Source organism: Streptomyces purpurogeneiscleroticus (assembly GCF_020024005.1).
In the GTDB taxonomy this organism is placed as follows: domain Bacteria; phylum Actinomycetota; class Actinomycetes; order Streptomycetales; family Streptomycetaceae; genus Streptomyces; species Streptomyces purpurogeneiscleroticus.
In genome coordinates this window covers 1-11,728 of sequence record NZ_NHSG01000441.1, presented here as the reverse complement: position 1 = coordinate 11,728, position 11,728 = coordinate 1, and the positions used below count along the sequence as shown (strand labels likewise).

The window sequence follows — 11,728 nt, the reverse complement described above, 5'->3', positions numbered from 1 at the left end:
GCCCCCAGCCCCTCAGGCCCGTTCCACCAGCGTCAGCAGCGTCGCTTCCGGCGGGCAGGCGAAGCGGACGGGGGTGTAGCGGTTGGTGCCGCAGCCCGCGGAGACGTGCAGGTAGGAGGTGTGCTCGCCGGCGGTGTGGGTGGAGAGGCCCTTGACCCGGCCCGTGTCCAGGTCGCAGTTGGTGACCAGGGCGCCGTAGAAGGGGATGCACAGCTGGCCGCCGTGGGTGTGCCCGGCGAGGATCAGCGGGTAGCCGTCCGCGGTGAAGGCGTCCAGGGAGCGCAGGTACGGGGCGTGCACGACGGCCAGGGAGAGGTCGGCGCCCTCTTCGGGGCCGCCGGCCACCTCGGCGTACCGGTCGCGCTTGATGTGCGGGTCGTCCAGGCCGGTCAGCGCGATCTCGATGCCCTCGAGCTTCAGGCGGCCGCGGGCGTTGGACAGGCCGACCCAGCCCGCCGCGTCGAACGCGTCCCGCAGCTCTTCCCACGGGTTGTGGACGACGCCGACGGCGGGCGCATTGCCGTTCAGCCCGTGCCGGCCCTGGACCTTTTCGATCAGGTAGCGGGCGGGGTTGCGCAGCTTCGGTCCGTAGTAGTCGTTCGAGCCGAAGACGTACGTGCCGGGGAACTCCATCAGGGGTCCCAGCGCGTCCAGTACCTCCGGTACCCCTTCGGTGTCGGAGAGGTTGTCGCCGGTGTTGACGACGAAGTCCGGGCGGAGGCCGGCCAGGGACTGCAGCCAGCGCTGCTTCTTGCGCTGACCGCTGACCATGTGGATGTCGGACACCTGCAGGACCCGCAACGGCCGCATGCCGCGCGGGAGTACGGGGATCGTCACCCGCCGCAACCGGAAGGAGCGGGCCTCGATGCCGGCGGCGTAGGCGAGGCCGGCTGCGCCGACCGCCGTGAGGGACAGGGGTACTCCGTATCGCGCGCGCATGGCCCCATCGTGGCAGAGAGCGAGGTACGGGGGCATCACGGGGCGGGATGATCTTGCTGTCGTACTGCTCGGGGAGCCCCTGGGAAACCGCTTCGGGGGGCGTGAGAAACCGCTTCGCGAGCTCCTGAGAACGGCTCTGAGAGCCCACAAGAAGGCGCTCGGGCCCGATAACTCGGCGCGGTACTCCTCGCGTCCTGGCAAACTTGGGTCATGACCACGCTCAAGACGAAGCTGCAGGACGACCTCACCGCAGCGATCCGGGCGCGCGACGAGCTGCGCTCCTCCACTCTCCGCCTCACGATCACCGCGATCCAGAAGGAGGAGGTCGCGGGGACCGAAGCCCGCGAGCTGTCGGACGGCGAGGTCGAGAAGATCATCGCGCGCGAGGCGAAGAAGCGCCGCGAGGCCGCCGAGGCGTTCGAGAAGGGCGGCCGGGCCGAGCAGGCCGCGCGCGAGCAGGCCGAGGGCGAGGTGCTCGCCGACTACCTCCCCAAGCAGCTCACGGACGACGAGCTGGAGCAGCTGGTCGCCGAGGCGGTGGCGGAGGCCAAGGGCAGCGGTGCCGAGGGGCCGAAGGCCATGGGCGCCGTCATGAAGATCGTGAACCCGAAGGTCGCGGGCCGCGCCGAGGGCGGCCGGGTGGCCGCAACGGTGAAGAAGCTGCTCGCGGGCTGATCACGCACGCCGCTCCGGACGGGCGAGCGCTTCTGCCGACGGGCTTGGCGCGCCGCGCACAGATGCAAAAAGGGGCGCCCCCACTCGGGGGCGCCCCTTTTCACGCTTCAGGCGCGTCCGTGACCGGTTGCCGCCACGCTCACCTGTCGTTGCCGCGCCCGTTCCCACCGCCCGGCCAGGACCAGCCGCCGCCGTTGCCACCGCCTCCGATGACATCGGGCAGGTCGGGGAGGTCGATACCGCCCCCGCCGGGCTTGTCGTCCGTACGGGCCGGCGGCTTGGCGCGGTCTTTCTTCTTGCTCTTGGGGTCGCGGATCGGCACCGTCTGGAAGCCCGGCGCGGGCTTCCCGGCGAGCGCCCCGGCCATCGCGTCGCGCCAGATCGGCCCCGGTACCTGGCCGCCGAAGACCTTGTCGTACGGGCGGCCGCCGATGTTGATGTCGACCATCCGCCGCTTGTGCTCGGGGTCGCCGACCCAGACCGCGCCCGCCATGTTCGGGGTGTAGCCCACGAACCAGGCGGCGTAACGGCCGTCCGTCGTACCGGTCTTGCCCGCGCTGGGCCGGCTGCTGAGGCCCGCCTCCTTGCCGGTGCCGTCCTCGACGACGCCCTGCAGGAGCGTGTTTATGGTGTCGGCCGTCTTCTCCGACATGGCCCGGCGGCAGCTGGTCTGCGGCACCTTCATCGCCTTGCCGTCCGGGCCGGTGATCGACTCGATGGCGATCGGCGTGCAGTACTCGCCGCGGTTGGCGAACGCCGCGTACCCCGCCGCCATGGTCAGCGGCGACATCTCCTGGGTCCCCAGGGTGATCGACGGGACCTGGTCGATGTCCTTGCCGTCGGCCCGCTTGATGCCCATCTTGTCGGCCATCTTCGTGACCGGGCAGATGCCGACTTCGCTGATCAGCGACACGAAGTAGGTGTTGACCGACTTCGCGGTCGCCTCCTTCATGCCGTACGGGCCCTTCTCGCTGCGGTTCTCGTTCTCCACCGGCGCGCTGCCGTTCCACATGCCCTTGCAGGTGGAGACCGGGCTCGGGTACTGCATGCGGTACGGGGAGGGGTACACCTTGTTCGGGCTGACGCCCTGCTCCAGCGCGGCCGCCGCGATCACGGGCTTGAAGGTCGAGCCCGGCTGGTAGCCGGCGCCGCCGCCCATGTCGCCGTCCACGGACAGGTTCATCTGGGTCTGGTGCGCCTTGAAGCCGTACGGCCGGGACTGGCCCATGCCGCGGATCTTGCCGGTGCCCGGCTCGACCAGCGTCGCCGCGGTGGCGACGGGGTCGGAGTCGTACACGTGATCGCTGACCGACTTCTGTACGGACTTCTGGGCCTGCGGGTCCAGCGTCGTACGGATCGTCATGCCGCCGCGCTGCCAGCGGGCCAGCCGCGCCTTGGGGGTCTTGCCGAAGACCGGGTCGTTCAGGAACGCCTCGCGGACGTAGTCGCAGAAGAAGCCGGCGCCGTCGACGGCGGTGATGCAGCCGTTGCGCGGGCTGCTGACGTGCAGCTCGATCGGCTTCTTGGCGGCGGCGTCGGCCTGCGCCCGAGTGATGTCGTGGACGTCGGCCATCCGCTGCAGGACCGTGTTGCGCCGCTTGGTGGCCTCCTCCGGGTCGTTGACCGGGTCGTACCGGCTCGGCGACTGGACGATGCCGGCCAGCAGCGCCGACTCCTGGAGGTTCAGGTCCTTGGCGGGCTTGCTGAAGTACCGCTGGGCCGCGGCCTCCACGCCGTACGCCTGCTGCCCGAAGAAGGTGATGTTCAGGTAGTTCTGCAGGATCTTCTTCTTGCCCAGCTCCTTCTCGACCTGGATCGCGTACTTCAGCTCCCTGACCTTGCGGCCGATGGTCTGCTGGGTGGCCTCCGCGATCTTGTCCTGGTCGTTGCCCGCCTCCTCGACGAAGACGTTCTTCACGTACTGCTGGGTCAGTGTCGAGGCGCCCTGGGAAACCCCGCCGGACTGCGCGTTCTTGTTGACCGCGCGCAGGATGCCCTTCATATCGACCGCGCCGTGCTGATAGAAGCGCGAGTCCTCGATGGCGACGATCGCCTTCCGCATGTACGGGGAGATGTCCTTGAGGTCCACCACCGTGCGGTTGCGGAAGTAGACCTTGGCGATCTCGCCGCCGTTCGAGTCCAGGATCTTCGTCTGCTGGCTCAGCGGCGGCGTCTTCATATTGGACGGGATGTCGTCGAACCCCTCGACCGTCCCCTTGGCGGCGAGGCCCAGCGCGCCGGCGGCGGGGAGAGCCAGACCCGCCAGCACGGCACCGGCCAGGACGCTCACGCCGAGGAACTTCGCGGCCTGCTGGGTCGCGGTGAGGCCGCCACCGTCGCGCTTCTTACCCATGAGGGCACCCTACGTTCTCAATCACCGGACAGGGGCGCATCTGTTCGCTTACTCTGTTCACGCCTGTCACTCGAACGTGGTTCCGCACCAGCACATCCCCTTTTTCTGCGGCGGGACCGGTGACCGGATTGCCCGCATGTGTCGTTCGCGCTCGTCCGTGACCTGTGGGAAACACCCTGAACTGTCCTGGCCTGCCAGAAAAGCGACGTATGCCCTGCGCTCACTCCGTTGGGTGATCTGCCGGATACGCATAGTCCGTTCGGACCATTCAAGATTGGGCCCGAAGGGGGTGTTGCGCCCTGCCTGCCTTCCGTAACGTCCTCAACTGGCAACGGTGAATATGCCGCTTGCCGCCGTGGGGGAGCCTCGATTCGGGAGAGGACGGCGCCAGCATGAGCTGGGTAACCGACTGGAGTGCACAGGCAGCCTGCCGCACGACCGATCCGGATGAGCTGTTCGTTCAAGGGGCAGCGCAGAACCGCGCCAAGGCGGTCTGCACCGGATGCCCCGTGCGGACCGAATGCCTCGCCGACGCGCTGGACAACCGCGTCGAATTCGGCGTGTGGGGCGGGATGACGGAGCGCGAGCGGAGGGCCTTGTTGCGCCGCCGCCCGACCGTCACCTCGTGGCGTCGGCTGCTGGAAACGGCACGTACGGAATACGAGCGCAGCGCGGGAATTCTCGTGGACTGCGAAGACGAGGAGTACGAGACCAACTTCGCCGCGGTCGGCTGAGCCGGCCCGCGGTGCCCGGCCTCTCGGCCGGGAAATGAACACCCGGCGCAGATCCAGCCGGGTCAGGTGGGCGCCGACTGCGGCATGGCCGTCGGCGCTCGAGTCGGCCTGTTGAGCCGACGCGCGCGGTTGCCGTGTTCACCAACGCGGTGAGAGTGCCGCCGCGGCGGCGGCATCGGCCGCCGGTGTGCCGGCGCACGGAGGCCGGCGCGTGATGCGCCGGACCCGATGACTGCGCGGTGCTGCTGCGGTCCCGCTGCGCCTACGTGTCTGCGTGCCTGCGGGCGCGACTGTGGGTTGTTCCTGCAGGCTGCCTTGTCCTCTGGGGCTCTTGGCCGCTGGGACCGGCCGGCTTGCTTGCTTCGTTCATGCTGCCTTGGTCTGTGTCAGCCGGCGTCGCTCGTGCTGCCTATGAGCCTGTGTCAGCTTGCGTCGCTCGCGCTGTCGGCGGGGCCGGACGCGAGGCGGTTGGCGATCTCGCGCAGTCCCGCGACGTCATGGACGTCACCGGGCAGAGCGGCGATCTCGGCCACCGGTACTTCGGGGTGCAGCGCGGTGAAGCGGTCGCGGGTGCGCCGCTCGCGCGCGAGCACCTGCATGCGTTCGGCATGCAGGGTCAGCAGGCCGGCGGCGAGTCGTGCCGACCGGGCCTCGGAGGACTGCTTCGATTCGGGAGTTGCGGAAGGGTCTTGCTCGCGCAGCGCCGGCGCAGCGGGGGAGGGAGCGTCGGCGGTACGTGATCCAGCCTTCCCGCCCTCGAGATCCACAATTCCGCCCTCGCCAAGATTTTCGGCGCCGTCCCCGTCCGCCGAAGCGGAGTTCCCCGCTCCGTTCATGTCGGTCAGCGCCTCGACGGCCGCCAGCGCCCGTTCCGCGCTCAACTGGTCGGCCCCGCTGCCGTGTACACGGTTCAGTACGAGGCCGGCCAGCGGCATCTGCTCGGCGGCCAGCCGCTCCACGAAGTACGCGGCCTCGCGCAGCGCGTCCCGCTCCGGTGCCGCCACGACCAGGAAGGCGGTCCCGGGGGCCTGCAGCAGCCGGTACGTGGCGTCCGCGCGGGTACGGAAGCCGCCGAACATGGTGTCCATGGCGGCCACGAACGTCTGGACGTCCTTGAGCAGCTGGCCGCCCATCAGCTTGCTGAGCGTGCCGGTCATCATCGACATGCCGACATTCAGGAACTTCATCCCGGCCCGGCCGCCGACCTTCGCGGGCGCCATCAGGACCCGGATGAACTTGCCGTCCAGGAAGGACCCCAGCCGCTTGGGCGCGTCCAGGAAGTCCAGCGCCGAGCGGCTCGGCGGAGTGTCGACGATGATCAGGTCCCACTCGTCGCGGGAGCGCAGCTGGCCCAGCTTCTCCATGGCCATGTACTCCTGCGTACCGGCGAACCCGGCCGACAGGGACTGGTAGAAGGGGTTCTCCAGGATCGCCCTGGCTCGCTCCTTGTCCGCGTGCGCCTCGACGATCTCGTCGAACGTACGCTTCATGTCCAGCATCATCGCGTACAGCTCGCCCCGGCCTCCGGGGCCGCTCACGTCCTTGACCTGGCGCGGGACGTTGTCCAGCTCGGAGATGCCCATCGACTGCGCGAGCCGGCGGGCCGGGTCGATGGTGAGGACGACGGCCCGTCGGCCGCGCTCCGCCGCGCGGACGCCCAGTGCGGCCGCCGTGGTGGTCTTCCCGACGCCGCCCGAGCCGCAGCAGACGACGATGCGGGTCTGCGGGTCGTCGAGCAGCGCGTCCACGTCCAGATGCGGAGCCGAAGCGTCCAAGGTCGTGTACTCCGATGTCATATCGGTCCCTGTTTCCGCAGTTCGCGGGCCAGCCGGTAGAGCCCGGCCAGGTCCACGCCCTCGGCCAGCAGCTCCAGTTCGTACGTCGGCAGCCCGAGCCCGGTGATCTCGGTGTGTTCCGCACGCTCCAGGGCGACCCGCTCGGCGTGCTCACGGGCCTGTTCCAGCAGCGGATCGATGAGCCGCTCGGCGCGGCCGCCACGGCGCGCGCCGCCCAGTCCGGCGCTGGAGAGGGCCGCGGCGATGCCCGCACGGGCGCCGTTCGCGGCCAGGTCCACCTCGTCGGGGGCGAGCACCGTGGGCCGGACCATGTTGATGACCACGCCGCCCACCGGCAGCCCGGCGGCGCGCAGTTCGGCGACGCCGTCCACGGTCTCCTGTACCGGCATCTCCTCCAGCAGCGTCACCAGATGGACGGCCGTCTCGGGTGACTTCAGTACGCGCATGACGGCCTGCGCCTGATTGTGGATCGGGCCGATCTTCGCGAGCCCGGCCACCTCGTCGTTGACGTTCAGGAAGCGCGTGATGCGGCCCGTGGGCGGCGCGTCCATGACGACCGCGTCGTACACGAAGCGTCCGCGCTTGTCCTTGCGGCGGACGGCCTCGCACGCCTTGCCGGTCAGCAGGACGTCCCGCAGCCCCGGGGCGATGGTCGTGGCGAAGTCGATCGCGCCGATCTTCTTCAGGGCGCGCCCGGCTCCGCCGAGTTTGTAGAACATCTGGAGGTAGTCCAGCAGCGCGCGCTCGGCATCGATGGCCAGCGCGTGCACCTCCCCGCCTCCAGGAGATACGGCGATCTTGCGCTCCTCGTAAGGCAGCGCCTCGGTCTCGAATACTTGGGCAATGCCCTGCCGGCCCTCGACCTCGACCAGGAGGGTGCGTCGCCCCTCGGTGGCCAGGGCGAGCGCGAGGGCAGCGGCGACCGTGGTCTTGCCGGTACCGCCCTTGCCGCTGACGACATGGAGCCTGCTCACGCCAAGGAGCCTAACCAGTCCGCCCGGCTGCTACGCACGAGACGTCGGGCCTGTCGCGTATGCCACGGTCGGCCGCGCGCCTTCGGGTGCGCGGCAGTCGCGTCCCGGGACGCTGCGGACGCGCGTCCTCGGGCGCCTTGTACAGGCATTACGCTCGCCCCATGACGAAGTGGGAATACGCGACCGTGCCGCTGCTGGTGCACGCGACGAAGCAGATTCTGGACACCTGGGGCGAGGACGGCTGGGAGCTGGTCCAGGTCGTGCCGGGCCCGAACAACCCCGAGCAGCTGGTGGCCTACCTGAAGCGGGAGAAGCAGGCGTGAGCGCGGTCGAGGAGAAGATCGCCGCCCTCGGGCTGAAGCTCCCCGAGGTCGTGCCGCCGCTGGCCGCGTACCAGCCGGCCGTGCGCTCCGGCGCGTACGTCTTCACCGCGGGCCAGCTGCCGATGGTGGACGGCGCGCTGCCGGCCACCGGCAAGGTCGGTGCCGAGGTCAGCGCCGAGCAGGCCAAGGAGCTGGCGGGCGTCTGCGCGCTGAACGCGCTGGCGGCCGTGAAGTCCGTGACCGGCGACCTGGACAAGATCGTCCGGGTCGTGAAGGTCGTCGGCTTCGTGGCGTCCGCGCCGGACTTCACGGGCCAGCCCGGCGTCCTCAACGGCGCGAGCGAGCTGCTCGGCGAGATCCTCGGCGACAAGGGCGTGCACGCCCGCTCCGCGGTGGGCGTGGCCGTGCTGCCGGTCGACGCGCCGGTCGAGGTCGAGATCCAGGTCGAGGTCGCGGACTGAGCGGTTCCTCGACCGAGATCGCGAACTGGCCGGTTCCCCGGCCGAGACGTTTCCTCCGCCCCGCCGTCGCGCCCGTACGTTACGTACAGCGCGTGGCGGGGCGGACGCGTCAGGCCGCTTGAACGGCCACGGTCTGAACGGGCTCCTCCGGTTCACCTCTGACCCCTCCGGGTATGGGCTGAGTGGGGACCCACGCCCGCGCCCCTGTATGCGCGCCGCTCCCTCCTCAAACCCCACACGAAGCCCCCAGCCGCGCGAAACCCCGGCCGCGCAGGGCCCTCTCGAACATCCGCGCATGAACGCATAGCATCCGGCCATGTCGACGACGACCAATGGCCAGTGGTATCCGCCCGAATGGCCGGACCGGATCAGGGCGCTCGCCAGTGGTGAGCTGACGCCGGTCACGCCCCGCCGTGCGGCGACCGTCATGCTCCTGCGCGATTCCGGCCACGGGCCGACCGTCCACATGCTGCGCCGGCGTGCCTCCATGGCCTTCGCGGGCGGCGCGTACGCGTATCCGGGTGGCGCTGTCGACCCCCGTGACGAGCGGCCGGTCGCCTGGGCAGGGCCCTCGCGCGCCGAGTGGGCGGCCCGGCTGGGCGTCGAGGAGGCCGTGGCGCAGGCGGTGGTCTGCGCGGCCGTCCGCGAGACCTTCGAAGAGGCCGGAGTACTGCTCGCAGGGCCGTCAGCCGGCACCGTCGTCGCCGACACCACGGGGGACGACTGGGAGGCCGACCGGGCCGCGCTGGTCGACCGTGAGCTGTCCTTCGCCGACTTCCTGGACCGCCGCGGCCTGGTGCTGCGCAGCGACCTGCTGGGGGCCTGGGCGCGATGGATCACCCCGGAGTTCGAGCCGCGGCGCTACGACACGTGGTTCTTCGTCGCCGCGCTCCCCGAAGGGCAGCGCACCCGTAACGCGTCCACGGAGGCGGACCGTACGGTGTGGACCCGACCCGCCGAGGCGGCGGCCGGCTACGACCGCGGCGAGCTGCTGATGATGCCGCCGACGATCGCCACGCTGCGCACTCTGGAGCCGTACGACAGCGCCTCCGAGGCGCTCGCCGCCTCCGCCCGGCAGGACCTCGCTCCCGTACTGGCGCGCGCGGAGCTCACGGAGGGGCGGATCGTGCTGAGCTGGCCGGGCCACGAAGAATTCACCAAACACATCCCCACGGGAGCGGCGCCCGGCAATAGTGGCGCCGCGCCCGGCTCCCCCGAAGGGCCCGCCGCATGACCGACGCAGCCGCACTCCCCGGCCAGCCGCGCGGCGGTGTCCTCTCCGGCGCCGCGACCGCCCGCGCGTACTGCGTACTGGCGCCGAACCCGTCCGCGATGACTCTCGACGGCACCAACACATGGATCGTCGCCGAGCCGGACTCCGACCTCGCCGTGGTCATCGACCCCGGGCCGCTGGACGACAGCCACCTGAAGGCGGTCGTCGAGACCGCCGAACGGGCCGGCAAGCGCGTCGCGCTCACCCTGCTCACCCACGGGCACCCCGACCACGCCGAGGGCGCCGCCCGCTTCGCCGAGCTGACGCGCACGCCGGTACGGGCCCTGGACCCCGCGCTGCGCCTCGGGGACGAGGGCCTGGCCGCCGGCGACGTGATCACGACCGGCGGCCTGGAGCTGCGCGTTGTGCCCACCCCGGGGCACACCGCCGACTCCCTCTCGTTCCACCTGCCGGCCGACGCGGCCGTGCTGACCGGGGACACGATCCTGGGGCGCGGTACGACGGTGGTGGCGCACCCGGACGGACGCCTCGGCGACTACCTGGACTCGCTGCGGCTGCTGCGCTCCCTCACGGTCGACGACGGGGTGACCACGGTCCTGCCGGGGCACGGGCCGGTGCTGAACGATGCGCAGGGGGCCGTGGAGTTCTACCTCGCGCACCGGGCCAAGCGGCTGGCCCAGGTGGAGACGGCGGTCGAGGCGGGCCACCGTACGGCCGCGGACGTCGTCGCCCACGTGTACGCGGACGTCGACCGCTCCCTGTGGCCCGCGGCCGAGCTGTCCGTACGGGCGCAGCTGGACTACCTGGGGGAGCACGGGCTGGTCTGAGGGCGGCGAGCGGCGTCCCTCGGACGTGTCCTGGGGCGCGAGCGTCCATACGTGAAAGGGCCCCGCACTGATGCGGGGCCCTTTCACGTATGCGCGCTACCGCGCAGCGGTCAGCGCGACCGCTTGGCGAGGCGTTCGACGTCCAGGAGGATCACCGCGCGGGCCTCCAGGCGCAGCCAGCCGCGGCCGGCGAAGTCCGCGAGCGCCTTGTTGACCGTCTCGCGGGAGGCGCCGACCAGCTGGGCCAGCTCCTCCTGGGTCAGGTCGTGCACGACGTGGATGCCTTCCTCGGACTGCACGCCGAAGCGGCGCGACAGGTCCAGGAGGGCCCGCGCCACACGGCCCGGAACGTCGGAGAAGACCAGGTCGGACATCTGGTCGTTGGTCTTGCGCAGCCGGCGGGCGACGGCGCGCAGCAGGGCCGTGGCCACTTCGGGGCGCGCGTTCAGCCAGGGCTGGAGGTCGCCGTGGCCCAGGCCGAGCAGCTTCACCTCGGTGAGCGCGGTGCCCGTGGCCGTGCGCGGGCCCGGGTCGAAGAGGGACAGCTCACCGATGAGCTCACCGGGGCCGAGGACGGCGAGCATGTTCTCGCGGCCGTCGGGGGAAGTGCGGTGCAGCTTCACCTTGCCGTCGGTGACCACATACAGGCGGTCGCCCGGGTCCCCTTCGTGGAACAGGGCGTCACCACGGGCAAGCGTGACCTCGGTCATCGAGGCACGCAGCTCGGCAGCCTGCTCGTCATCGAGCGCCGCGAAGAGCGGTGCGCGCCGCAGAACGTCGTCCACGAGTTCTCTCCTTGTCGACATGCTCCGGGTGACGTAGGTCCCCATCATGCCGGAATGCAAAACAGTGCGATCAATCACAAGGATGCAGGACAGGTGTCCGCCGTCATAAGGCAGGGGGCCGATTGGGGACGCGATTCCTGGTGATCGGGCCGGATGTCAGTGGGTGGCCTTAGGCTGGCCGAGTGTCCAATACGCCGGTGAGAGCACAGGACAAGGGGGCTGGACGAGTGAGCGCAGACCGCGATTCTGCTGTGGGCGAACAGGCGAGCGCGAATGCCGCGAAGCCTCCGAAACGGGACTCCGAGCCGTCCGGGTCCGCTACCGCCAAAAGGGCGCCGACGGGGAAAAAAGCCGGGGTGACGACGTCGGCCGAGGCCGCCGCGCCGGCCTCCGCGGACCCGGCCACGGGGGTCGGGCCAGCCCGCACGAAACCGGCCACCACGAGCGCGCGGACAGCGGCCGCGAAGAAGACCGCCGCGGCTCCGAAGGAGACCAACGCGAAGCAGGCCACCGCGGCTCCGAAGAAGACCACCGCGAAGAAGACCTCCACGGCCGCCAAGAAGACGGCAGCGAAGAAGGCTCCCGCCAAGACTGCCGCCAAAGCCCCCGCGAAGGCTCCCGCCAAGA

11 protein-coding genes and 1 pseudogene are annotated in these 11,728 nt (G+C 70.7%); 7 read left to right on the top strand and 5 right to left on the bottom strand.

Annotation, left to right across the window (positions count from 1 at the left end):
* Positions 1-12: 12 nt before the first annotated feature.
* Positions 13-939, bottom strand: coding sequence for a metallophosphoesterase (locus tag CCS38_RS32710; protein ID WP_223736950.1), 927 nt, complete (start codon positions 937-939; stop codon positions 13-15).
* A 210-nt stretch (positions 940-1,149) separates the two neighbouring features.
* Here CCS38_RS32710 and CCS38_RS32705 point away from each other — a divergent pair, with 210 nt between their 5' ends.
* Positions 1,150-1,614 carry a GatB/YqeY domain-containing protein gene (locus CCS38_RS32705; protein ID WP_223736949.1) on the top strand — a complete coding sequence of 155 codons (465 nt, stop codon included), beginning with the start codon at positions 1,150-1,152 and terminating at the stop codon, positions 1,612-1,614.
* A 139-nt stretch (positions 1,615-1,753) separates the two neighbouring features.
* Here the strand turns inward: CCS38_RS32705 and CCS38_RS32700 are convergent, their stop codons facing one another.
* Positions 1,754-3,967 carry a transglycosylase domain-containing protein gene (locus tag CCS38_RS32700; protein ID WP_223736948.1) on the bottom strand — a complete coding sequence of 738 codons (2,214 nt, stop codon included), beginning with the start codon at positions 3,965-3,967 and terminating at the stop codon, positions 1,754-1,756.
* A gap of 392 nt (positions 3,968-4,359) precedes the next feature.
* On the opposite strand from CCS38_RS32700, the gene CCS38_RS32695 reads away from it, so the two are divergent.
* On the top strand, positions 4,360-4,701 hold the full coding sequence (locus CCS38_RS32695; RefSeq protein ID WP_223736947.1) for a WhiB family transcriptional regulator: 342 nt from the start codon (positions 4,360-4,362) through the stop codon (positions 4,699-4,701).
* 422 nt (positions 4,702-5,123) lie between these two features.
* Here the strand turns inward: CCS38_RS32695 and bagB are convergent, their stop codons facing one another.
* A complete protein-coding gene (bagB, locus tag CCS38_RS32690) occupies positions 5,124-6,497 on the bottom strand; it encodes an ATPase BagB (RefSeq protein ID WP_223736946.1) in 1,374 nt (457 codons plus the stop codon).
* On the bottom strand, positions 6,494-7,471 hold the full coding sequence (gene bagA / locus CCS38_RS32685) for an ATPase BagA (RefSeq protein WP_223736945.1): 978 nt from the start codon (positions 7,469-7,471) through the stop codon (positions 6,494-6,496). Before bagA ends, bagB begins: the two co-directional genes overlap by 4 nt.
* A 161-nt stretch (positions 7,472-7,632) precedes the next feature.
* Here bagA and sp36 point away from each other — a divergent pair, with 161 nt between their 5' ends.
* The 4 genes from sp36 to CCS38_RS32665 all read left to right on the top strand — a co-directional run bounded on the left by sp36 (position 7,633) and on the right by CCS38_RS32665 (position 10,316).
* Complete coding sequence (gene sp36 / locus CCS38_RS32680; protein ID WP_003975360.1) at positions 7,633-7,794, top strand: Sp36 family protein; 162 nt, start codon at positions 7,633-7,635, stop codon at positions 7,792-7,794.
* Positions 7,791-8,255: a RidA family protein gene (locus CCS38_RS32675; RefSeq protein ID WP_223736944.1), complete on the top strand. Its 465-nt coding sequence runs from the start codon at positions 7,791-7,793 to the stop codon at positions 8,253-8,255. The genes sp36 and CCS38_RS32675 overlap by 4 nt, the downstream gene beginning before the upstream one ends.
* Positions 8,256-8,571: 316 nt before the next feature.
* Positions 8,572-9,489, top strand: coding sequence for an NUDIX hydrolase (locus CCS38_RS32670; protein ID WP_223736943.1), 918 nt, complete (start codon positions 8,572-8,574; stop codon positions 9,487-9,489).
* Positions 9,486-10,316 (top strand): MBL fold metallo-hydrolase, encoded by an 831-nt coding sequence (locus tag CCS38_RS32665; protein ID WP_223736942.1) that lies wholly within the window; start codon positions 9,486-9,488, stop codon positions 10,314-10,316. The genes CCS38_RS32670 and CCS38_RS32665 overlap by 4 nt, the downstream gene beginning before the upstream one ends.
* Positions 10,317-10,426: 110 nt before the next feature.
* Here CCS38_RS32665 and CCS38_RS32660 read toward each other — a convergent pair whose 3' ends face one another.
* Positions 10,427-11,101, bottom strand: coding sequence for a Crp/Fnr family transcriptional regulator (locus CCS38_RS32660; protein ID WP_030260115.1), 675 nt, complete (start codon positions 11,099-11,101; stop codon positions 10,427-10,429).
* A 356-nt stretch (positions 11,102-11,457) separates the two neighbouring features.
* Here CCS38_RS32660 and CCS38_RS32655 point away from each other — a divergent pair.
* A pseudogene (locus CCS38_RS32655) lies at positions 11,458-11,728 on the top strand (hypothetical protein); the annotation flags it as partial.